The sequence below is a fragment of the Bacillus sp. B28 genome, assembly GCF_029536185.1.
GTDB classification, from domain to species: Bacteria; Bacillota; Bacilli; order Bacillales; family Bacillaceae; genus Bacillus; species Bacillus halotolerans.
Genome location: NZ_CP120511.1, coordinates 1614773 through 1638637, shown reverse-complemented (window position 1 = coordinate 1638637; position 23865 = coordinate 1614773). Strand labels below are relative to the sequence as shown.

General features: G+C 43.9%; 20 protein-coding genes and 1 riboswitch. All 20 genes read right to left on the bottom strand.

Features of this window, described 5'->3' with window-relative positions; all coding sequences use genetic code 11:
• Positions 1 to 3 precede the first annotated feature (3 nt).
• The 20 genes from pgeF to P3L57_RS08185 all read right to left on the bottom strand — a co-directional run bounded on the left by pgeF (position 4) and on the right by P3L57_RS08185 (position 23853).
• Positions 4 to 840 (bottom strand): peptidoglycan editing factor PgeF, encoded by an 837-nt coding sequence (pgeF, locus tag P3L57_RS08280; protein ID WP_069486505.1) that lies wholly within the window; start codon positions 838 to 840, stop codon positions 4 to 6.
• A gap of 161 nt (positions 841 to 1001) precedes the next feature.
• Positions 1002 to 1247, bottom strand: coding sequence for a YlmC/YmxH family sporulation protein (locus P3L57_RS08275; protein ID WP_044155967.1), 246 nt, complete (start codon positions 1245 to 1247; stop codon positions 1002 to 1004).
• Between the two features lie 82 nt (positions 1248 to 1329).
• On the bottom strand, positions 1330 to 2610 hold the full coding sequence (locus P3L57_RS08270) for an acetylornithine deacetylase (protein WP_069486504.1): 1281 nt from the start codon (positions 2608 to 2610) through the stop codon (positions 1330 to 1332).
• Positions 2611 to 2700: 90 nt separating this feature from the next.
• Positions 2701 to 2803, bottom strand: a riboswitch (TPP riboswitch).
• An 8-nt stretch (positions 2804 to 2811) separates the two neighbouring features.
• Positions 2812 to 3606, bottom strand: coding sequence for an ABC transporter ATP-binding protein (locus tag P3L57_RS08265; protein WP_069486503.1), 795 nt, complete (start codon positions 3604 to 3606; stop codon positions 2812 to 2814).
• Positions 3607 to 3762: 156 nt separating this feature from the next.
• Positions 3763 to 4545, bottom strand: a complete 783-nt coding sequence (sigG, locus tag P3L57_RS08260) for an RNA polymerase sporulation sigma factor SigG (protein WP_010334169.1) — start codon at positions 4543 to 4545, stop codon at positions 3763 to 3765.
• A gap of 139 nt (positions 4546 to 4684) precedes the next feature.
• Positions 4685 to 5404: an RNA polymerase sporulation sigma factor SigE gene (gene sigE / locus P3L57_RS08255; protein ID WP_024121327.1), complete on the bottom strand. Its 720-nt coding sequence runs from the start codon at positions 5402 to 5404 to the stop codon at positions 4685 to 4687.
• A 62-nt stretch (positions 5405 to 5466) separates the two neighbouring features.
• Positions 5467 to 6396 (bottom strand): sigma-E processing peptidase SpoIIGA, encoded by a 930-nt coding sequence (gene spoIIGA, locus P3L57_RS08250; RefSeq protein ID WP_069486627.1) that lies wholly within the window; start codon positions 6394 to 6396, stop codon positions 5467 to 5469.
• Between the two features lie 194 nt (positions 6397 to 6590).
• A complete protein-coding gene (locus tag P3L57_RS08245; protein ID WP_069486502.1) occupies positions 6591 to 10898 on the bottom strand; it encodes a S8 family peptidase in 4308 nt (1435 codons plus the stop codon).
• A gap of 306 nt (positions 10899 to 11204) precedes the next feature.
• Complete coding sequence (gene ftsZ, locus P3L57_RS08240) at positions 11205 to 12353, bottom strand: cell division protein FtsZ (protein ID WP_024121324.1); 1149 nt, start codon at positions 12351 to 12353, stop codon at positions 11205 to 11207.
• Positions 12354 to 12388: 35 nt separating this feature from the next.
• Positions 12389 to 13711, bottom strand: a complete 1323-nt coding sequence (ftsA, locus tag P3L57_RS08235; RefSeq protein WP_024121323.1) for a cell division protein FtsA — start codon at positions 13709 to 13711, stop codon at positions 12389 to 12391.
• 174 nt (positions 13712 to 13885) lie between these two features.
• On the bottom strand, positions 13886 to 14251 hold the full coding sequence (locus tag P3L57_RS08230) for a small basic family protein (protein ID WP_010334164.1): 366 nt from the start codon (positions 14249 to 14251) through the stop codon (positions 13886 to 13888).
• 17 nt (positions 14252 to 14268) lie between these two features.
• On the bottom strand, positions 14269 to 14976 hold the full coding sequence (locus tag P3L57_RS08225; protein ID WP_044155972.1) for a DUF881 domain-containing protein: 708 nt from the start codon (positions 14974 to 14976) through the stop codon (positions 14269 to 14271).
• A 21-nt stretch (positions 14977 to 14997) separates the two neighbouring features.
• On the bottom strand, positions 14998 to 15693 hold the full coding sequence (locus P3L57_RS08220; RefSeq protein ID WP_069486501.1) for a DUF881 domain-containing protein: 696 nt from the start codon (positions 15691 to 15693) through the stop codon (positions 14998 to 15000).
• Positions 15690 to 16481 carry a cell division protein FtsQ/DivIB gene (locus P3L57_RS08215; protein ID WP_059335834.1) on the bottom strand — a complete coding sequence of 264 codons (792 nt, stop codon included), beginning with the start codon at positions 16479 to 16481 and terminating at the stop codon, positions 15690 to 15692. The genes P3L57_RS08220 and P3L57_RS08215 overlap by 4 nt, the downstream gene beginning before the upstream one ends.
• A 128-nt stretch (positions 16482 to 16609) precedes the next feature.
• Positions 16610 to 17521, bottom strand: coding sequence for a UDP-N-acetylmuramate dehydrogenase (gene murB, locus P3L57_RS08210; RefSeq protein WP_024121317.1), 912 nt, complete (start codon positions 17519 to 17521; stop codon positions 16610 to 16612).
• Between the two features lie 31 nt (positions 17522 to 17552).
• Entirely contained in the window at positions 17553 to 18644 is a 1092-nt protein-coding gene (murG, locus tag P3L57_RS08205) for an undecaprenyldiphospho-muramoylpentapeptide beta-N-acetylglucosaminyltransferase (protein ID WP_044155976.1), read from the bottom strand.
• 123 nt (positions 18645 to 18767) lie between these two features.
• Positions 18768 to 19868: a stage V sporulation protein E gene (gene spoVE, locus P3L57_RS08200; protein ID WP_003221421.1), complete on the bottom strand. Its 1101-nt coding sequence runs from the start codon at positions 19866 to 19868 to the stop codon at positions 18768 to 18770.
• 58 nt (positions 19869 to 19926) lie between these two features.
• On the bottom strand, positions 19927 to 21282 hold the full coding sequence (murD, locus tag P3L57_RS08195) for a UDP-N-acetylmuramoyl-L-alanine--D-glutamate ligase (RefSeq protein ID WP_044155978.1): 1356 nt from the start codon (positions 21280 to 21282) through the stop codon (positions 19927 to 19929).
• Positions 21283 to 22257, bottom strand: a complete 975-nt coding sequence (gene mraY / locus P3L57_RS08190) for a phospho-N-acetylmuramoyl-pentapeptide-transferase (RefSeq protein WP_044155979.1) — start codon at positions 22255 to 22257, stop codon at positions 21283 to 21285.
• A 111-nt stretch (positions 22258 to 22368) separates the two neighbouring features.
• Positions 22369 to 23853: a UDP-N-acetylmuramoyl-L-alanyl-D-glutamate--2,6-diaminopimelate ligase gene (locus P3L57_RS08185; protein ID WP_059335837.1), complete on the bottom strand. Its 1485-nt coding sequence runs from the start codon at positions 23851 to 23853 to the stop codon at positions 22369 to 22371.
• Positions 23854 to 23865 lie beyond the last annotated feature (12 nt).

Below are 23865 nucleotides of genomic sequence, written 5' to 3'. Positions count from 1 at the left end.
CTTTTATGCCTCCTTCATTCCGATAAAGGACATCATCCGTCCTGTTTTCCCCTGATCTCGCCGATGGGAAAAGAAAAGTGACGGCTCACTTTCCGTACATAAACCGCTGACAGAAATCTGCTCATTTGCCAAACCGCTGTCGACCAGTATGAGTCGGTTCAGCTCTTTCAGGTCAAGCTGATACTGCCCCTGCCCCGTCTGATTCACGGCGCGATCTGCTGAAAACGGCAATGCGCGGACAGCATTCATCACACGGTCATCTACCGTATAGCACGCACCGCAGATAGACGGTCCGACAACAGCGTATATATCAGAAAGCTTCGAGCCCTCCTGTTCGGTCCATTGCTTCACCATTTCTCTGCCAATCTGTTTGACCGTGCCTTTCCATCCGGCATGAGCAATCCCGACAAGCGATTTCACCGGATCGAAAAAGAATAGAGGCACACAATCAGCAAAGCATAATGCCAAAAATACATTTTTATCATTTGTATAGAGCCCGTCTGTTGCTTTAAAAGCTGAGTGATACTCACGGGCGCCTTTTCCCCTGTCCCTCTGCGTCACTTTTTGGACGCGATTGTCGTGTGTCTGGTCAGCAAATACCCAAGACTGCAAATCAATATTAAACATATCGGCTATATATTTACGATTTTTAACCACATCTGCATCTTTGTCATGAACGTGCAATCCTGTATTTAACGACTCAAAAGGTTTTTGGCTGACACCGCCGTTTTTCGTAGTAAACCCGGCAATGACTTCCGCATCGTTTTGATTCGTTTGTTTCCAGTCTTGTATCATGAGTGTCGAGGGGGTGGTGAGACTGAATGGGTGATATGTATTCATGATGATCCAACCTTTCGACAAACATTTATAAGGCGTAATTTCCCACTTATTTTACCACATCTTTCTGCATTCGTTTAGCGCCGATTTACATATTTCATAAATGAAATGTGCCGGAAGAGTTCAGACTTCCGGCATTTGACAATCAGCGGCAAAAAAGCAGGTTAAACATTGGATTCACTTAATCGGACTAAAATGACATCTTCTCCGATTTTAACTATATTTCGCCAAGGAATGACCATTTCCTCTTCCTTTCCAAAAAAACCGAGAACTTTTCCATTTCCCCCTAGTATAATCGCCTGAATTTTTCCTGTGGTGACATTGATATCAATATCACCGATGCTCCCTAATTTTTTTCCGTTAGAGACATTGACGACATCCTTTACTTGAAATTCTGAAATGCTGATCATCCCATCACGTCCTTTTTCGGTCCTTTTTTTCTAGTATATGAACGGGCGGGCTGAACCTTGTCAGCAAGGAGAAATTTTCATATCATTGTTCTTTTTTGCGGCTGCACCATCTTATGATGAACGTGAGCATGATTTTCGTATAATCTACGAGCTGCTTAATCGATACCTCTTCATTAACGGCATGAGCATTATATAAATCGCCCGGTCCGTATATCACGCTTGGAATACCGGCATTATAAAGCCATCCCCCATCGGTTACGGTTTGAGAAACGTCAATGATCGGGCGTTCCTGTTTGATCTCCTCGTGTGACGCCGTAAGGGCTAAAACGCCGGGATGAGCCGGATCAACTTCCAAGGCCGGAAAAATTTCTCCTCTTTCTTCAATCATTGAAGAGCCTCCCCATTTGAAGACAGGACGGTTTTCCCTCAGCCAAATATCACTGTCACTCAGCCTGTTGATATAATCTTCTATTTCAGCAGCCACTTCTTCATGCGTTTCATTGGGATAAAAATGGACGGTAATCCATAATCGGCACTCATCCGCTATAAAGGCCGCATGTCTGCCTCCTTCTATAACAGCGGGATTAATTGTGTTTGTACCGGGGGTAAAGCCGGGATAGCTTTTCATAATGGCCCAATGGCGCTCCAGCTCACCGAGTCCAGAAATGATTTTTGCCATTTTTTCGATTGCGCTCGCCCCGAATGTTCCTCCGCCAGCGTGGATCATATTCCGTCTTGTTCCATCGTGAAACGTTTGACTGCTTTTCATTTCGATCCAGCCTGTAATCACTCCGCCTTGGCCTTGAATATGCATATCGCTCGTATCCGCCACAACTGCAAAGTCTGCGTGATAGCCCTTTTTGCAGCATTCAAGCGTGCCGGCCTCTCCGACTTCCTCCCCGATGACCGATTGCAGAATCAAATCGCCCGGGAGCTCAACGCCCGCTTCACGAATCAGCTTTAAAGCAAACAGCACACAGGCCATTCCGCCTTTCATATCTGAAGCGCCCCGGCCGATTAAGAAACCGTTTTTCTCACTGGGACAAAACGGGTCATGCACCCAATCCTCGCCCTCTTTTACCTCTGCCACATCGACATGCCCATTGATGATTAAACTTTGATAGGCGGCTGAATTTGTTCCCTTTAAAACACCCACAACATTGGGATCTCCTGGATAAACGTCCCATTTGTCGATGGAAAATCCCCGTTCAAGCAAAAACTGCGCAATCCATGTTTGGATGCTGTCTGTATTTCTCGCAGGCGGCGCCGGTGTTTTAAAAGAAATCAGCGTTTTCGCAAGCTCAATGAGCTCGTCCTTTTGTTCTTCCGCTTTTTTCAGTAAAGATTCTACTTGATCAATCATGTTATCCGCTCCTATTTTTAATAGAAAAAAGCCGTTTCATATTCATGAAACGGCTTAATAAAGAAAGCAGAGTGCAAGCTGCTGCATTCTCCGCTTTTTTCACCGCTTCCCTCCGCTGGTATGATCCAGATCAGGTCAATAAGGGTTGAGACAAGCGTCTCTCTCAGCTTCGAAAGCACCCCCAGGATGAATCGTATGTTGTTATGCATTTGTTACCGGCTCAACTCTTGTTAAAAACGGACGATCCTGATTCCATAATACATGGATCGGCGTATCAAAAAAAGAAGAAAGTGATTCGTCTGTCAGCATGTCTTTCATTTGTCCTGACCTAAAGACTTCTCCCTTTTTTAACAAGAGGGCTTTATCAAATATCGGCAAAATTTCTTCTGCATGATGCGTAACATAAAGAATAGACGGCGCATTTTCCCTGCTTGCAATGTGCGTAATCGTATCTAACAGTTTTTCCCGGGCAATAAAATCAAGTCCTGTAACTGGTTCGTCCAGTATAAGCAGCTCCGGATCAGCCATTAGCGCTCTTGCGATTAAAGCTCTTTGTTTCTCTCCTTGAGAAAGAGTTTCGTAGCGGCGGTCGGCATAATCAATGGCTCCTAAGTCCTCGAGCAGGGCAATCGCTTTTTCTCTGATTTCCGCACTTGGTGTTTCATACAAGCCAATCGAAGCATATGCCCCGCTCAGAGCAATTTCAAAAGCTGAATCTGCCGGATACAATTTTTGCTGAAGACCCGCTGAGACAAGGCCGATTTTTCGTCTGAGTTTATCTCCCAGCTCCGTTTTTCCGAATACATGACCAAGCACCTGCATCTCGCCTGCTGTCGGAAAATAGTAAGAGCATAACATATTTAACAGCGCGGTCTTCCCAGCTCCGTTTAATCCGTAAAGCACCCAATTCTCCTTTTCTTCTACTTTCCAATGAATATCCTTTAGTATCCATTTTCCATCCCGTTTTAGTGAGACATTGTCAAGCTTCAAAATCATTGTGGTCCTCCTCTTTCCAAGCCAAATAATTATTTTAATTTTCACAAAACTGTGTACGGACTAGGATACCTTACTTTTTCGAAAACGTAAACCGCTCGTTTCCAAATAGAAAAGCCTTTAAAACAGAAATTGTTTTAAAGGCTTTCAGCGTGCATGCTATTGATGAATATTCTTATTCATTTGTTTGATTGCTGCCTTTTCCAGTCTGGACACCTGTGCCTGGGAAATGCCGATTTCTTCAGCTACTTCCATTTGCGTTTTTCCTTGGAAGAACCGTTTTCTTAAAATCATTTTTTCCCTCTCGTTCAGTCTTCTCATGCCCTCTTTCAAAGCCAGCTCTTCAATCCATTGTGTATCTTTGTTGCGTTCATCACTGATTTGATCCATGACATAAATCGGATCTCCGCCGTCATTGTAGATCGGTTCAAAAAGAGATACCGGATCTTGAATGGCGTCGAGTGCGAACACGATTTCTTCGTGCGGTACTTCAAGAACTTTGGCGATATCCTCTGCCGTCGGCTCCTTGCTTGTCTCACTGATTAACCGCTCTCTTACCTGAAGTGCCTTATATGCGATATCCCTGAGTGATCTCGAGACACGTATCGGGTTATTATCGCGCAAATACCTGCGGATTTCTCCGATAATCATAGGTACAGCGTATGTTGAGAACTTAACATTGTGGCTTAGATCAAAATTATCAATGGATTTCATTAGTCCGATGCAGCCGACTTGAAATAAGTCATCAACATACTCCCCTCTGTTATTAAATCTTTGAATGACACTTAAGACAAGACGCAAGTTCCCGTTTACAAGCTTTTCTCTGGCTGAATCATCACCTTCGTCCTGCAATTGCCTAAACAGCTTTCTCATCTCTTCATTCTTGAGTACGGGTAATTTGGAGGTATCCACCCCGCAGATTTCGACTTTATTTCTCGACACTTTTTTCCCTCCCTACAGGAGCTGCTGTACAACGTTAAGTATCTCCTCGGGTGGGAAAAATATGCACTGCACTCAAACCGAAAAATAGTCATAATTGGGAAATCCTTGTAGAATCAAGGGATTAACCCGCAAAATTTTTTTACACCATTTTGTTGAATTCTTTTCGCAATCTTTTAATGATTCTTTTTTCCAGACGGGAAATATAGGATTGGGAAATCCCCATCATATCCGCAACATCCTTTTGGGTCTTTTCCTCTTCGCCGACAAGCCCAAAACGCAGTTCCATGATTTGTTTCTCCCTCTCATTTAACTGTTCGAGCGCTTTTTTCAGAAGCTTTTTATCTACGTTTGCTTCAATGTCCTTTGTGATGATGTCGTCATCCGTGCCCAGCACATCAGAAAGCAGCAGCTCATTGCCGTCCCAATCAATATTAAGCGGTTCATCAAAAGAAACTTCTGAACGGATTTTGTTGTTTCTCCTTAAATACATCAGGATTTCATTCTCGATACAGCGAGAGGCATATGTAGCCAGCTTGATTTTCTTTTCCGGATTGAAGGTATTCACAGCTTTGATTAATCCAATGGTGCCGATGCTGATTAAATCTTCAATATTAATTCCCGTGTTTTCAAATTTCCGTGCGATATAGACGACAAGCCGCAGGTTGCGTTCGATCAAAATAGCGCGGGCCGCCTGGTCGCCGCTTGGGAGCTTCATTAATAGAACCTGCTCCTCGTCTTTTGATAATGGCGGCGGCAAAGCTTCACTCCCGCCTATGTAATACACTTCATCGCTTTTTAAGCCCAGTTTCATCAGCAGCTTATACCAGAGGTGCGTCAACCGCAATTTAAGTTTTTTCATCTTCCTCTCCCTTCTAAATGTCACGTCTTATGAGTATGATAAGTAACGGACATTTGCGAACATTAGGATACGTGCTTAATGGCCTTTCCGGACAGCATTTTCGGATGAATAATCGCGTCAAAATCTCCATCTGCCGACAGCTTTGACGTGCTGATGCCGATTAAGCATTTATCCGCGGAAATCATTTCATCTTTTGTCATAATCGTTACATGATCCGGTTTGATACATAATAAAAATTGATGCTGCTGGCCTACTCCCCGATATGGGATCAGCCTCATTTTATCTAAAAAACGAAACGAATCATCAAGCTGTTCAATCGCTTCCATCGGGTCTGCATTTCGGATAATCATCGTTTCAGCCTCTCCGAAAATTGGTTCAAGCTTATCAATGTGAAGAATCATGACCGGCGTTTTTGTGAGCGGATCATACAGCTGGTTGCCGGAATCCACCAGGCCTCTTGCGTGCAGTGTTTGGCCGCCCAGGTCCGCCTGTACCCTGACTCGTTCCTCATATTGAATGTTTTTTGTTTCAATATCTTCGATTCTTCCCTTGGAAAAAAACCATAATGCGGGAAAGCCAGCCACGATAAACATCCAGCTGATCGGGTCGCCAAATCCGGTTTGATTGGTGATCATGACACCGTTTCTGACAATAGAGTTTGACTGCAGCAATGAATGTGCTCCGATGATTCCCCCTCCCATTAGAAAAGTAGCAAAATAAAAGGAAAACAAATTTTGAAAGAAATAGCGAAATCGCTTAAAATCGAATGTCACGAGCACAATGACAACCGAAAAAGCGAGCTTTCCGGCCGGGTTCTCAACGATCGGCGAGAAAGGAGTAAACATCAAAAGGACAATACTTGAACCGATAAATGCGCCGCCTATCAATCTTCTTTTTTTCACATGGCGTTTTAAAATAAAAGCCGTCAGTAAAAGCAACAGTGCGTCAAAACAAAAGTTTAACAGCCAAATGATATCTAAATAGATTTTCACACCTGACCCCTTTCTTTCTTGCATCACGCTGTTCCCCTTCTTGTTTCATAAGTATAAAGCAAGCTCTGTGGGAAAGTCTGTCAATTAATGTTGAGAGGCCCATACAATTTTTCAGGGATAACTGCTTAATTTGTCGAGGGAATAAATGAGAGGATATAGAAAAAAAGCTGCCAAGAGCGGCAGCTTTCTTACACTTACTTTTCAGTATTGATATAAAGTTTTCCATTCGCTGTTTTTCTAGTTTCATTGCCGTAATCGTCTCGAACGATAACCTCTACTTTAGCTCCGTTTGCTTTAATAGAAGATGTTGCTGTCCAGTAGCCTTCATATCGTCCCGGAGAAATTTCTCTTAACGGCAGCTCGGTAGCGTTTTGTACATTCGCTCTTGCATTTGTGAGCGGCAGGCGAATGACAAACGTTGCATCTGCGCCTTTCGCGCTTGAAAAAGCGATTTTGACCGATTCACCGGCTTTTAAGGTTTTGTCCTCACCAGGAATCAGTCCAGTAATGACTGGCTGGTCAAAATTCACATCAACGACAGCTTTTTTCGTCGTTTTGTTGCCTGCTAAGTCAGTGGCTGTCACCTTTACTTTGTTGCTTCCGTTTTCCAAAAGGATACGGGCAGAGTAGGAACCGTCTGTGACCGTTGCTTTTTTGCCATTAACCTTTACTTCTTTCAAGTTGTCATCTGAAACAGTGCCTTTAACAGTCAGCGTTTCTTTATTGATTTTCTCGCCATCCTTTGGATTGTCGAGTGTCAGTTCAGGGTTGTCTTGATCAAGTGTGACCGTGACAGGACTTGAAGCATCTGTCGTTCCGGAGTCTGTTGATGCAGCCGCTGTCAGCTTGTTTTCCCCTTTGCTGAGTGAAACTCCTGCCTCGAACGTGCCATCTGCGGCAGTTTTCGTTTCTCCTGCTTCTTTATCACCATTATAAAGGGTTACAGTCGTCCCCGGAGATGCCTTTCCTTTTACCGTGACGTTCTCTTTATTGGTGTATGATTTATCTTCAGGAGAAGTAATATCAGGTACGGCAGCTTCATAATCGACTAACGCGCGAATCATATAGTTGCCGTCTTCTTTATCTCCTTTTTGCCATGCTCCGTTAACATACTGCCAGTTGCGATCTGAGTACTGCCCGGTTTCATCCATTGCCAAGCCTGGTGAATATGGATCAGGTTTTGACTGGATATAGACAAGATAAAAGTCTTTATCGACCATAATCCCCTTCGAGCTGAGATCGACTTTCGTCCATTCGCCATTACGAAGAGCTTCCGCGTTATATGGTCCCGCAATTTTTTTGCCGGGTGCCCCATCTTTCCCTGAAGCATCGTAAACCTCGACCTTAAACTCTGTGCCGCCAGGATCAGGGAACTCCGTATCCCAGAATCTGAATAGCCCTCCTGTCAGCATGCCTTTTTCCTTGCCGTCAGCAAGTGACATTTTAACCGCCCATCCGTTTCCGGCCGCGAAATAGGAATTTGCATTCTCCGCTGTTCCGTCATCATATCCGATCTCGCCCGGATATCCGACGAAAGGCTTCAGCACAGTTTCTTTTGTGATATCACCTTTTAAATCAACGGAAAATTCATCACTGTAATAGCCCGGTGCAGCCACTTTAATGGTGTAAGAGCCCTCGTAGGCCTCAAGTGTATATTCTCCTTTGTCGTTTGTAGTTGCCGGTTCAACAGCGGCATCCTCGATAACATAGACGGAAGCGCCTTTTACCGGCTCTCCTGTTGTTTTATTGATGACAGTGCCTTTTAATGTGCCTTTCTTTATTTCTTCTAACGTAAAATTAGCTTGGGTTGTCTGATCTGCCTGCAAAGACACTTTTTGCGTTTTCGATTGATAGCCGTAAGCTTCTGCCATAAGCGTGTAGTCTCCTGCTTTATGCGTCAGCTTGTACTGTCCGGTTGATTGATCTGAATAGGTTGATTTTCCTGTTTCAACCACACTGACCTGTGCTCTGAGCGGCAATGCTTGCGGCTGCATATCAGCACTATGTTTTGTTTTGGCAGCTGTATTCGTTGACGGCTTAGCCTTTTTTGGATTAACCGCTTTTTTCTTTTGCTTTTCTGCCGGTTTTTGTACGCCCAGCTTATTCTTTTTGGCTGTTTTCCCGGAAGATTTGTCTGAAAGCTGAACATCATCAACGTACCAGCCCTCTTTTGCAATGCTTTCATCAGACTGAAGGTTAAACATCACTCGAATGTTTTGGCCTCTGTATGCGGATAAATTAATTTCTTCGCTGGTCCAGTTTGAAGTCTTTCCGTTATAGGCCCCTGCCTGCTCCCAATTCGTTTCGCCTTCCGGTAAAACAAAAACGTAGCCATAATCAAAATCATTTTCCAGGTTGTGCCAACTTCTAAATTGAAGAAACAGGCTGCCTGAATCAGGCACGTCAATTGGAGGCATAGTGAGATTCATATTCGCACCATTGGCATAATTTCCAGTCAGGTTTGTCCCATATACTTTTTCTCCTGATGCAGCTGCATTAGGGCCTGATTCCGGAACTCCCCACTCCCAGTTATTATTTGTTCCGCTCGTAAGCCAGCCGCCTGGTTCTGTTTCAAAATCCTGCCTGTATCCAACAGTGATGCTAGGTTTCACGGATACATCATATATGTCAGACTCGACAACATGGCCGCCAAAATCCTGAATGATCCACTTATAGCTTAATGCGGTCCCCTTTATATTTGGGATTTCCGCCTGGTACGTTCCTTTCAGATGATCTCCGCTGATTCGTTTAGCTTTGACCTCGTTCCATTCGCCTTGATCCAGCTTATAGGACAATTTCACGGATGTCACACTCACATTGTCTTCAGCTGTCAAGGTAAGCGGAAGGCTGGCACCTTCATAAGCTTCATTTACTTTCTCATGCTGAAAGCCAGGCTGCTCGTCATCTTCCCCATCGACAGAAACTTGCCCTTCAGCTTTTCCTAAACCGTCTGTAACCGCTGATACGGCATCAAAAGCGTTCACCAAACCATGACCGTATCCGTTATTCGGAGAGTCAGGGAATGTAGAATCCGTTAATGGCTCAGCCGTGCTTGTCAATATATCCTCCATCTCATCGACAGAAAGTGAGGCGTCTGCCTGCTTCAATAGCGCAGCAACAGCAGAAACATGCGGTCCTGCCATCGACGTGCCATCCCAACCGTCTTCATATGTCTGGCCGGGAACTGAAGACCGGATGTTTACGCCTGGAGCAGAAATTTCCGGCTTTGTTTCATCGTATGGCGACGGTCCCTGGAGTGAAAAATCGCCAAGCTTTTTGTTAATATCAGTCGCTCCGGTCGCAAACGCTTCCGGATAATTAGCAGGATTCGCAACAGAACCAGGTCCTCCCGGGTTAAAGAGGTCAGCATTTCCCGCAGAGAATTCCGGGAAAATGTCGGCCGCCCGCCACGCATTGACCATATCTCTGTACCATTCATCAAGGCCGGAGCCCCCGCCCCAAGAATTATTGACGACATCCGGAGCCATTTCCGGATGAGGGTTGCCCTCTGCGTCCTTTGGAGCTAAAATCCATTCACCAGCCTCTAAAATGTCAGCATCTGTCCCGCCATCTTCAGAAAACGCCTTAACAGCAATCCATTTTGCACCAGGTGCGACACCAATTTGATTCGTGCCATCAGGCTCAGAACCAACCATTGTACCTGTTACATGAGTACCGTGATCAAGATCATCATATGGACTTGACTCGTTCGCTACAGCATCAAACCAGTTCATGTCATGATCAGGCTCATTTGGGCTTTCCGGATGAAACCCGCGATATTTTTCTTTTAATGCAGGATGTTCCCATTCAACCCCGGTATCAATGGAGGCGACAACCGTACCCGTTCCGTCATAGCCAAGCTCCCAAGCCTTCGGTGCGTCTATTTGGTCTACATTCCATTCTACACCGTCAGTTGCTTTTATCGCTTTTTGTGCTTTTTTCATATTGAATGGGGAAGCGGATGACTTAAAAAGCTGCCGTTTTTCATTCGGAAGCACCTTTTCTACTTCAGGGAACTGCGCCACTTTCTCCATGACTTCTTTTGAAGCATGTACAGCAATTCCATTTACCACATAATAGGAGTGAATATCATCGGCGTTCCCTTTATTTTTCTGGCTGTTTAAATATTTCAAGACGTCTTTCTGAGCTTCATCAGCTGTCACTTTTAACGAAGACACGACGGCCGAACGCTTTTGATATTCCGTTTTAGCAGCGGTCAGCTTTTTAGATTTCGCTTTTTTGACAGCTGATTTTGCTGCTTTTTGGGTGTCAGCTTGATCTTTAAATTTGATCAGAAAGGTAGTTTTTTCTTCTTTTTTAAAGCTTTTCTTTAATGAGCTGGAAATCTTATTTTGAATCGATTCAGAAGATTGAAGCTCCTGTTTTACAGAAGAAGCAGCACCTTTGCTGCTTGCCCCGGCTGCACCCGGAAACAGCAGTGAACTGACGACAACTGTACTCAAAACAGAACTGATCAGTCTGTTTTTCGTTTGTTTCCTCATTTTTCATCCCCCTTTTTTAAACCACTTTGTAAAAAAATGTCGTCCCTCCTTTAACATTCAATTTGTTTGTCAAAGCTTCGCTGTACGTTAACTGTAGACAATCTCAATTACAGATATTGTCGTTTTCTGTCATCTTATTTCCATATAAATGAAAATGATGATATGGTCACGAAATATCAGTAGGTATAATAGGTTGATTTGTTGTTATGTGTAGGAAGACATAGTGCAAAAGGCATAAGAGATGAATGGAAATGGTTGAGGAAAAAATAAAAAAGGACAAAATCGAAAACGATTTTGCCCTTTCAATTAGCCGCGTTTATTGCGGTTTCTTAAGAATGTCGGAATATCAAGCGTATCGTCAGCCGGCTGTGAGGTTTGACGGCTGACTGTATTTTGATGCTGCGGTTCCTCTCGTTTCGGCTCACGTTTTGGAGCACTCTGATTATGTGATTTGATGTTCTGGTTTAATGATGGACGCTGGGGTTTCGTAACATCTTTCTCCTGTTCGATAAAACCAGTGGCAATCACAGTAACCACAATCTCGTCTTTAAGATTTTCGTTAATAACAGAACCGAAAATCATGTTTACATCCTGATCAGATGCAGAAGCGACAATGTCTGCTGCTTCTTGAACTTCATAAAGGCTCAGATTTGTTCCGCCAGTAATGTTCATTAAGACGCCTTGCGCGCCATCAATTGCTGCTTCAAGAAGCGGACTGGAAATGGCTTTTTTCGCAGCTTCTGCAGCACGGTTTTCTCCAGTCGCAATACCAATACCCATTAAAGCAGATCCTTTGTTTGACATGATCGTTTTCACATCAGCAAAGTCTAGGTTAATGAGACCAGGAGTAGCGATCAGGTCAGAAATACCTTGAACCCCCTGACGGAGTACGTTATCAGCTTCACGGAATGCTTCAAGCATCGGCGTATTTTTATCAACAATTTCAAGAATACGGTCGTTCGGGATCACAATCAGCGTGTCCACCGCTTCTTTCATTGCAGAAATTCCGCCCGCCGCCTGCAGCTGTCTTTTGCGACCTTCGAACGTAAACGGTCTTGTAACGACTCCGACTGTTAATGCTCCTAAATCTTTTGCGATTTGCGCAATAACCGGTGCGGCACCTGTTCCTGTTCCGCCTCCCATACCAGCTGTTACGAATACCATGTCAGCGCCTTTTAACGCTTCTTCAATCTGCTCTTTGCTTTCCTCTGCGGCTTTTTTTCCGACTTCCGGATTTGCACCTGCTCCCAATCCTCTAGTCAGCTTTGCGCCGATTTGCATTTTCACTTCCGCTTTTGACAGGTTAAGAGCTTGAGCGTCCGTATTTACCGCGATGTACTCTACTCCTTGCACTTCATTCTCAATCATTCGGTTGACCGCGTTGTTACCGCCGCCTCCTACTCCGATTACTTTAATTGATGCTAAGCCGTCTATGTTTGTTTCGAACTCCAACATGCTAAATCCTCCTAATCTGCCGAATGACTATCTATCTATTCCCAAAACATGCTTAATAGTTTTTTCATTTTGCTCTGTTTGTTATGTTCGGCTTGTGTTTTTTGTTTTCCTTTTGGCCGTTGCTGCATCTCATTTTGGTGATGATGCTGCTCTTGTTCCTCTGCTGATGAGACGGCGATTTCCTGTATCGCTTCTTCAGGCATCTTGAAGCCAATTTTTCTGCCTTGAATTCTTGCATTCCGGCAGGCGAATTGAATCATGCCAACTGCCGTCATATACTGAGGATCTCTTACACCGATATAATTCGGGCTCGCCACTCTGACATTGTTTTGCAGCACATCCTGCGCTAGTGACATGATACCAGGCATTGCTGCTTGCCCCCCTGTCAGCACGAAGCCTCCCGGCAGATCGCTAATTCCCATATTGCGAAGTTCTTCTGAAGCAATCTCAAGAATTTCTTCGACTCTTGCTTCTATGATATTCGCTGCTTCCTGCTGTGTAAATGTTTGTTTCTGATTGGTGCCTATAACGGTTACCTCAAATACTTCATCTTCTGAAGCCTCGTTATAGTAGGCATGTCCAAATTGTTTTTTCACACGTTCCGCTTCTTCTGTGGACGTTCTCAATCCGATGGAGATATCTTTGGTGATATTTTCGCCTCCGAGAGGAATGACACGGGTAGAAGTCAGGTGTCCGTTCTGGAACACGGCAATGGTGGTGGACCCTCCGCCTATATCAATGAGAGCCACACCGAGATTTTTCTCATCCTTTGACAAAGCAGCAGAACCGGCTGCCAGCGGCTGTAGACAAATATCAGTTATTTCAACACCGGCTCTTTCAACGCAGCGAAGCAAGTTATGTAATATTGTTTTTGAACCGGTGATCAGTGTACCCTCTACTTCTAAACGCACACCAAGCATTTTTTTCGGGTCGGTAATTTCATCTCTTCCATCTACGATAAATTGTTTAGGAATGACGTCGACTATCAGCTGTTCATGCGGTATTGAAACAACCTGAGCCGCTTCCATGACGCGGCGGACATCTTCTACTTGAATTTCTTTATTTTCACTGGAAACTGCTACAACACCGTTTGTATCTTGAATATTGATATAATTTCCATTAACGCCGACAATAGCTTTTCTAAGCGGAAAACCTACCATTCTTTCAGCTTGGTCAAACGCTTTTCTTATAGAATGAACGGTCTCATCTATATCAACGATTGAGCCTTTTTTCAACCCTTCAGACGGTACATTTCCCACACCGATAATATTTAGGGAATCATCTGTCATTTCTCCGACGATCACTTTTGTATTGGACGTACCGATGTCAAGACTGACGTAAAGTTCATTGTTGTTCATTCTATGGCACCTCCTCACATTTCGATCATTTCTATTCTATTATTTGCGGAACAACAATACAATGAATGTGGCTTTACAAGTGTGTAACAAAAAATAACAACGGAATATTCCTTATGTGCTTTTCACATTTTATGTTTATTGAAAATATTCGTTATATCCTATGTATATCCTCTTTTATATCACATTTTTTTTATTTTTTTTAGAAAGAGTCCACTTTGTTAGTAGATTTCTTCTTATAACGGCTATATTCTGAAATAACCTGACTCCAAATGCGAATATACCTGCTAAATACAAGTCTACACCAAGATGGACTCCCAGAAAAGCTAAACTTATTGCCAATATAATATTAAAAAAGAAACCGGAAACAAATACCATTTCATCATATGTACCTTGTAAATGCGCCCTGATTCCGCCGATTAAAGTATCAAGTGCAGCAAGCACCGCAAGTGATAAATAATTTGAGTATTCACTCGGTATCGTTAAGTTTGTCATCAATCCGATCGTTATTCCGAGCACGAGTCCAAGCACGGGCAGCCACATGACAATTCTCCTCCCTTTTAGTCTTTCAGCGGTTTTAGCTGTTGTACGTCCACTGCTCTGTCATAAGCTTTTAAAGTCAGGCTGCTGTCAGACTTACCTGCTTTTAACGCTACATTTTCAGAAGCAAAGATATCCTCCAAATCGGACCCCTTTACCCTGCTGTACAGCTTGTCCGGATCTTCAGCAAGCACTTTTACTGTTAAAGGATAATCATCAAGGCTGTATCCGTCTATTTTTGTTGTGCCGTTTATGTCCCGTATCACTGAAGAAATCACAACTCTTCGCTCATTTATTGAGATATGCTCAGCACCATAGGAGTTGAGTTCATTGATCAGCTTCTTTAGTAAATCCGGCGGTGGATTTTTGACCGCCTCTCCAGTTACGCTTTCAGAAAAAAGCGGAGAAAGGGTGATGACAATTCCGCTACCTGTTATATCGGTCATGCCGGCTGTTTTTTTTAAGGTTTGTAATGTATTATTGAGCGCTGTTTCTTTTGTCAATTCTTTGTTTTGTGTATAGGTATTCAGCAATTTATCATACTTTTTAATTTCAGCCAGCAGCTCTTCCTGCTTCTTCTGCTCTGATGTAAGCTCTTCTCTTATATCCCACATATCTCTTGTATCTCGGACTTGTGGATGCTTTAAAGAATTAAATTGAACAGATATCATAAGGCCGAATATGACCATAAGCACGCTGATGCTAATGAAGGAACGCTTTATTTTCAATCACTTCACCCGCTTTTCCAGTCATTCCTTCGTTTTCAGAATGGGTTCCATTTGTACATTTTTCTTTTTTTCTGCGGTAACAGAAATATGATCCATAGAAAGCTGATCGATCAGGCCTCCTGCTATATTTAACGAAGGAAGCAGGACATCAGGATCTCCGATGGCAGAAACGACAAACGGGGCGGGGTGCTGCACCCCGTCTACCGTTACGACCGGCCCGTTGCACTTGATGTAGGAATCATGGGTCAGCCGCTGGCCGTTGACGGAGACGGCTGCCGCACCAGATATATACAGTTCATTTATGACTTGAAAGAGATGGCTTTCGTGAACGATGTAGCTGTTCACGTTCTCTCCTTCCGGTATGTAAGAAGCATCTTCCAAAGTCACTTGAACGCCCTCTCCTTGTACACCGACTTCCCCAATATACATTCTGTACTTTTCTACATCTTCCAGGACGTTATAGTATTCGGTTTTTTCGTTTTTCAGCTTATTTTCAGTCTGACGGACTTTGTTCTGCTTTTGATACAGTTCTTTTTCAAGGTCCTTGTTTTCTTTCTCTTGTTTCAGCAGTTCATCCCGCAGGGCATATTCTTTTTTCCATTCTTCCGTCTCTGTCATGCTTTTGTGGTTTTCTCTTGTCGTCTGAAAAGAAAAAGAAATTAAAAAGCCGGCGATAAGCATAATCAAAGAAAGAAGGACGACTGATTTGCCCCTCAATTTCCATCTTCCTTTTTGGCAGACGAATCGCTTTTTCCAAACTCCTCAAAATAGGTTGCAACTTCTAAATGAATAATCCCTTTTTTACTGCCGCTGAGCTGTGAAATAATAGAAGGATACGTTTTCATTCGGTCTGCAAAGGTTTTGATGGATGCAGTGACGACATACCCGTCGTTCATATATAATTTAATTCGATTTTGATCCATTTTGACAGGAGTATAATACACTTCTGAAATCGATTGTTTTATAGAATTTGACAAAGCATCGAGCTGCTTGGCCATCTGAACACGTTTTTTAGCGTCTGTCCAATTCACCAAAATCGGTCCCGCATCATCCGGCGTTACTTCGTCTGGCAAAACTGAACCGTTTTCAAGGACTTCATAATACACATTGTCTTTTTCTAAATAAGCAATCGCTTTATATTCTTCGATCGCAATGTTGATTTTATTAGGAAGGGATTTGCTGATTTCTGCTTTTTTTACTAATTTATTTTGCTGAATCTTTTTTGCTGTTTTTTTCTTATCCAGACTCCAAAATTCAGTATCCCCGCTTTTGATATCGGAAAGATCAATAATCTCCTTTTTGGAAACATTCTCATTGCCGCTAACAGAGATTGATGAAATTTTACTGATCGGTGTCTGCAGATACACGATGATCAGCACCATCATAAAAAAGAGCATAATAAATGAAATAAGCCGGCGGTTTGCCTTCTGTTTTCTCTGCTCTTTAATTTTAGGGATCCGCTCTTCAATATTTACGATTTTTTCTCGGTCATGCCCCGGATTCATTGCCTGTTCACCTCATTCAAATGAAACAGCCTTAAAAGTCTGCCTATTCCAAAACAAACGGCATACTATGATGCCGTTTGTGTTTGCTTACAGTATATCATATGAACAGCTTCAGTTCAGAACTTGAATCAGCGATTTTCACCGATGATTTCAACCTCTGTGTGCATCTCAATCTCGTATTTTTCACGGATCGTCTTTTTCACATGGTCGATCAGATCAAGCACATCTTTTGCTGATGCTCCGCCCGCATTGACGATAAAGTTCCCGTGCATTTCCGATATTTTCGCACCGCCGATTTGATATCCTTTTAAGCCTGCTTTTTCCACTAGATTGCCGGCATGGTTCGGAAGCGGGTTTCTGAATATGCTTCCTGCACAAGGGCTTGAATACGGCTGTGTATTCTTTCTGTAGTCTTTATTGCTTTGCATTTGCTGAACGATTGATTCTTTATCTTTTTGTTCAAGCTGCAGAACGGCTTCAAGACAAACACCAGGGCGTTTCTTTTGCAATACGGACGTTCTGTAGGTGAATTCCATCTCCTCATTTGTCAGCCACTCGATCGTGCCATCTTCAAATAAAATATGCGCTTTGACAAGGATCTTACTCATATCAGACCCGTGAGCGCCTGCATTCATATAGACAGCCCCTCCGACAGATCCCGGAATTCCGGCAGCGAATTCTAATCCCGACAAGCCTTTTTTGCTCAGCGATGTAGCAAGACGCACGACTGAATAACCGCCACCGACAGTGACTTGTTCCCCGTCAAGCTCCAAGTGGTCAAGACCCGCACCCAGCTTGATGACCACGCCTCTGATTCCTTCATCTAATACAAGAAGGTTTGACCCGCGGCCGATGACTGTCCACTTTACTTCATATTTTTTTACAACATCCATGATGTCCTTGACAGCATCTACACTGCTTGGAATGACCAATACATCCGCAGGACCGCCGATTTTCATTGTTGTATGATTTGCGAGCGGTTCATTTGCAAGCACCTTGCCGACTTCGCGTTCTTTTAATTCTTGTATCACTTTCTCCATCGTAAACCTCCGCATTCCATTTGCTTTTCTATTATTTTTTCAAATCTTCAAGTACGCTGTATAAACGGGCAGCCGCATCAGGAACACCGAGTGACTTTGTCCGTTCGCTCATATCCTTTAATGTTTGTTCATCAAGCACAATCCGGTCAAGCGCTTCAATCAGCTTTTCCCCGCTGAGTTCGGTTTCTTTTAACACAATCGCCGCATCATGCTGACCGAGAGATCGCGCATTGACCTCCTGGTGATTCGCCGTTACATACGGACTTGGAATCAGCACACTCGGGATTCCTAGTGCCGTAATTTCCGCAATGGTCGTCGCACCCGCTCTTGCTACAATCACATCAATTGCCTTTAAATATTCTGGCATCTGATGGAGAAACGGTTTTGTGACCATATTGTCAGCTGCACCCTTGTTTTTCAGCTCAGTCATTACTTTCTCATAGTGAACCTCGCCCGTAATATACAGAACTTGATACGCTCTTGATTTCAGCGCATCCTGCATATCAATGACCGCTCGGTTAATCGGTGCGGCGCCTCTGCTTCCGCCGAAGATTAATACGGTTTTTTTCTCTTCAGAGAGTCCGAATTCAGCCATTGAGCGGCCCGTCTTTATTGAGACGACCTCAGAGGCTCTCGGGTTTCCCGTAAATACAACTTTCTCACTTGGAAAATGTGATTTTGCTTCCTCAAAACATATTGCTACTTTATTAACATATTTTGAAAGAAACTTATTGGTGATGCCCGGCAGGCTGTTTTGTTCATGAACGATACTCGGAATCCCCATTTTTGCAGCCGCGTATACAACCGGCCCGCACACATAACCGCCCGTTCCAATCACGGCATCCGGCTTAAATTCCGCTAAATACGATTTGCTTTTTTTAACGCCCTTTAGAAAACGCATCACCGTTTTTACGTTTTCAAATGAAAGCTTTCTTTTAAAACCTGTAATTTCAATGGAACGAAACGGTATATTTTCCCGTTCTACAATTTTTTTCTCTAATCCGTTTTCTGTTCCGATATATAAAAATTCCGTATCAGGATGGCGGCGTTGCACCTCTTTGATAAAGGCAAGGGCTGGATAAATGTGTCCCCCTGTGCCGCCTCCGCTTATTGCAATTCGCATAACTCTTCCCCCAGTCTCAGTTTCTCTATAACATAACGATAACCCTGTTTTTATGGACAGGGTTATCGCATCAATTGTTTCCCAGCTTCCTGTTTCATAGGATCGCTTCACTAATAAAATTCATTAATACCTCGAGTACCGGCTCACGTTCAGCAGCACGCCGACAGCCATCAGCATCAGGGTCAATGATGAACCTCCGTAGCTCAGAAACGGCAGCGTGATGCCAGTTACCGGAATAAGGCCCGTCACAACGCCGATATTGATCATAACTTGGATCGCGATCATTGAAATAATCCCCACAGCGACAAAGCTGCCATATAGATCTGGTGCACCGAGCGCGATCCTGATTCCTCTCCACAGCAGCACGCTGAACAGAAGCAAAATAAGCGACCCGCCGATAAACCCAAGCTCCTCTGACAAGATGGCGAAAATAAAGTCCGTTTGCGGCTCAGGCAGATAAAAGAATTTCTGTCTGCTTTGGCCAAGCCCCATTCCGAACAATCCGCCAGGCCCAACCGCATATAGCGATTGAATGATTTGAAAACCGCTGCCGAGCGGATCTTCCCACGGATTTAAGTAAGAGGTAATCCGTTTAATCCGGTATGGAGCCGACAGTACGAGCCCGACAAATCCGCTCAGGCCGATCAGCCCGAGAAAGACGAAATGGGCGATTCGCGCACCGGCTACAAAAATCATGACAATACAAGTACCGACCATTACCGTTCCCGTTCCGAGGTCAGGCTGGCACATAATAATCAAAAATGCGGAAAACACGATGCCGAGCGCCGGGACAAATCCACGTCTGAACGATGTAATGTTTTTTTGCTTTTCAGAGAGAAATTTAGCAAGGAATGCTATCATCGCAAGCTTCATAAACTCTGAAGGCTGTATGCTGAATGCGCCGACTCCGATCCAGCTTCTTGAGCCGTTCCGCACCATGCCTACGCCTGGTATTAAAACAAGCACCAGCAAGAAAAAACAGATAACCATCAGCAATTTAGACCATGTCCGCCATGTCCAATAATCAACATTCATAATAAAGAACATAGCAATAACTCCGATGCCCGCAAACAGCAGCTGCCGTTTCGCGAAAAAGAATGAGTCGTCAAATTTATAATCCGCCCATACCGCACTCGCACTGTACACCATAATTAATCCAATTGTTAATAATAATAACGTAATGATGACCAATAACAAATCAGGCGATGTTTTTTTAGTAGTCAAATCAATCGACACCCCAAGCTTAAAGTCATTAGGGCTGCCGATTCTCCAAGACAAGCCCTTACTTAAGCATATGCACGGCGTCTATAAACATGTCACCGCGTTCTTCAAATGTTTTGAATTGATCCCAGCTCGCACACGCAGGTGAAAGCAGAATGACATCTCCTTCATTTGAGAGCGCAAACGCCGCAGATACTGCTTGTTCAACATTATCGACACGTTTGACATGTTGTATTCCCAGCTCATTTCCGAGCTGTTCGAGTTTCGGTGCTGTCTGTCCGAATGTAAGCACCGCTTTGACGTGCTTCATGTAAGGCTTTAAGTCGTCAAACCCGTTTCCGCGATCCAGTCCGCCTGCAAGCAGGATGACAGGTTTTTCAAAAGCCGAAAGCGCCTTGCTTGTCGCCAAAACGTTTGTTGCTTTGCTGTCATTATAAAACTTACGGTTCTTCACCGTTGTGACATACTGGAGACGGTGCTTGACGCCGGTAAAGCTTGTCAGCACTTTTTTGATGGCCTCGTTGGACGCTCCAGCCGTTTTCACTGCCGCAATCGCAGCTAAAATGTTCTCCAGATTATGCGCACCCGGCAGCACAACCTCTTCCAGAGGAAGAATAGCTTCGCCGCTGTACATAATCATGCCGTCTTTTACATAAGCGCCGTGTTCAAGCTGTTTGCGTACTGAAAAAGGAACAATTCCGGCTTCTCCGGCTTCAGCCAGGCGGACAACTGTTTCATCATCCTGGTTGACAATTGCTTTATCTGAAGCTTTCTGATGCAGATACACTTTCTGTTTCGCTTTTTCATAGTTTTCTCTCGTATGATGATAATCCAGATGGGCATCAAACACGTTTAAAATCAGGCTGATTTCAGGCCTGAAGTCGTGCGTCCCCATCAGCTGAAATGACGAAAGTTCCGTTACGATCCATTCATCTCCATCAGCGTGATAGGCAACCTCACTTGCGACTGTACCGATGTTTCCGGCGATCAGCGTCTTTTGAGAGTCTGCCTTCAGCATTTCATAAATCAGCGTCGTCGTTGTCGTTTTTCCATTCGATCCGGTAATCCCGATAAATTTGGCATTAGTCAGATGGTAGGCAAGCTCAATTTCTGTCCAAATCGGTATGCCTCTTTTTTCTGCTTCCTGAACCATAATATTTTCATATGGAATTCCCGGGTTTTTGATCAGTACAGTAATCTGATGCTGATCGAACAGAGAAACAGGGTGCTCTCCGCAGACAACTTCGACCCCTTTTTCAGAAAGTTTCTGGGCTGGTTCGTTCTCATCAAAAGGCTTTTGGTCGTTGACTGTAACATAAACACCTTTTTCATGAAGAATAGACGCCGCCGCAAACCCGCTTTTCGCGAGCCCAAGGACTAAAAAATGCTGATTTTGCAAAAATAGATCGTTTTCCACTTATAACCACACCTCGATGTAAATTCCTAATACGGCAAGCAAAAGTCCCGCAGCCCAAAATGTTACAACAACTCTCCATTCAGACCACCCGACAAGCTCATAATGGTGGTGAAGCGGACTCATTTTAAAGATTCGTTTACCTGTCGTTTTAAAGCTGATGACCTGCAAAATAACGGATAATGTCTCAATGACGAATACACCGCCGATAATGACCAGCAGGATTTCTAATTTCGTTAAAATGGCAATGGTGACGATTGCTCCTCCCAATGCAAGTGATCCTGTATCTCCCATAAACACTTTGGCTGGATGCGCATTGAATACCAGGAAGCCCAGCACCGCTCCGACAACCGCGACTGAGAAAATAGCAACATCATATTGGGATTGATTCCAAGCCAGGATGGCAAAGGCGCCAAAAGCAATAGCTGCCGTACCTGATAATAAACCGTCAAGACCGTCAGTCAGGTTGACGGCGTTTGATCCGCCGACAAGCATAAATAGCACAAGGATAAAGTAAGACCATCCAAGATCAAATGACAGATCAGTCCCAGGAATGCGGATATCCGTCGCAAAATTGTAGTAATGATACACCGCATAAAACACAATTGCGATGATAATTTGTCCGATCAGTTTTTGCTTTGACGTCAGACCGAGATTTCGTTTCATGACGACTTTGATGTAATCATCCAAAAAGCCGAGTAAACCGTAACCGATCGTGACAAACAGCAGCAGGAACATTTCCGGGCTTATTTCTGAAAACTTCTGTGTCATCACAATTGTTGTCACAATGATAGACAGTATGATCATGACTCCGCCCATTGTCGGTGTCCCTGATTTTTTCTGGTGTGATTTCGGTCCTTCTTCTCTAATACTCTGGCCGAATTTTAATCTTCTTAAAAACGGAATAAGAATCGGAGAGAGCAGAACACTGATTAAAAAACCCATTAAAATTGTAAACAGAATGACTTGCTCAAGCATTGTCCTTTTCTCCTCCTGTTTCTTTCAAACGACATACGTAGTTATCATATTCATGATTTTTTTCCATATGAAAAATCTTTTCAAGCTCCATCATTCAATAACATCTCTTTCCTATGAATTCGTCTTATTTTTATTCAGTTCGACAATCGCTCTTGCCGCCACTTCGGCATCGTCAAAGTCAAAAGTTTCGTTCCCAATCTGCTGATAGGTTTCATGGCCTTTCCCGGCAATGAGGACAACGTCGCCTTTTTTGGCGTTGGCAATGGCAAAGAAGATCGCCTGCTCGCGATTTGCGATGCTGTGGTAGTATTCGTTCTCTACCCCTGCTTCCATATCTCTTAAAATGGCACGCGGATCTTCGCTTCTTGGATTATCTGAAGTGAAAATCGGTTCGTCAGCCAGCTCAACAGCGATTTTCGCCATTTTCGGGCGTTTCGTCTTATCTCTGTCTCCGCCGCAGCCGACAACGACAAAAAGCTTTCCTTCCGCCATGTCTCTGCATGTCTTCAGCACGTTTTCAAGGCTGTCCGGCGTATGCGCGTAATCAACTATAACCGGAAATTCCTGCTGCTGATTAACCAGTTCAAAACGGCCTCTTACGCCATGCAATTCTTCCACGGCTTCTGTAATGGTTTCAAACGGAATGCCTGCCGCAATACAAGTCGCAACAGCAGCGAGCACGTTATACACGTTAAACTGTCCAACGAGCGACATCGTGATGTGCTTAGTGCCTTTGTTCGTCACCAGTTGAAAACTCGTGCCCTGTGCAGTGGTTTTGATATCTTTCGCCATTACATCAGCATTGTTTTTAATTCCATATGTAGAAATATGTGCCGCAGTGACCTTTTCAAAATAAGCGCTTGCCTCATCATCCGCGTTTAAAACAGCCCGTTTTGGATTTTCATGGTTGAATGCCCCGCCAAGCTGAGAAAACAGCAGACTTTTTGCCTGTCGGTACTCATCCATCGTTTTGTGATAGTCAAGGTGATCCTGTGTTAAGTTCGTAAACACGGCAATGTCATAATCACAGCCGTGAACCCGTCCCAGTGACAAAGCGTGAGAAGAAACCTCCATGATGGCCGTGTCGACGTGCTTGTCATTCATTTTTTTAAATGTTTGCTGCAACGTGACGCTTTCCGGTGTCGTGTTTTTAACGGGAAGTGTTTCGTCATCGATTTTAATGTACATCGTGCCGATTAAGCCTGTTCGTTTCCCCGCTTTTTTGAGAATCTCATCAACCATATGGGTCGTAGAAGTTTTTCCGTTTGTGCCCGTTATTCCGATCAGCTGCAGTTTCTTTGTCGGCTGTCCGTAAAACGCATCAGACAAAACGCTGAGCGCCCGCAGTGACTGCCGGACAATGATGACAGGCACATCCACATCAAGCTCCTTTTCAGCCACAATAGCCGCTGCGCCGTTTTCAACTGCTTTTTGCGCAAAATCATGGCCATCTACCGTATACCCTTTTACACATACAAAAAGACTCCCTTTCTTTACTTCCCTGGAGTCCATCTCAATTGAAGTTATTTCAGGGTCTTGTGAGTCATTTACAGAAGGTTCGGTTGTTAAGTATGTAAGCAGCTTTGTAAGTTTCATCGTATCAAACCT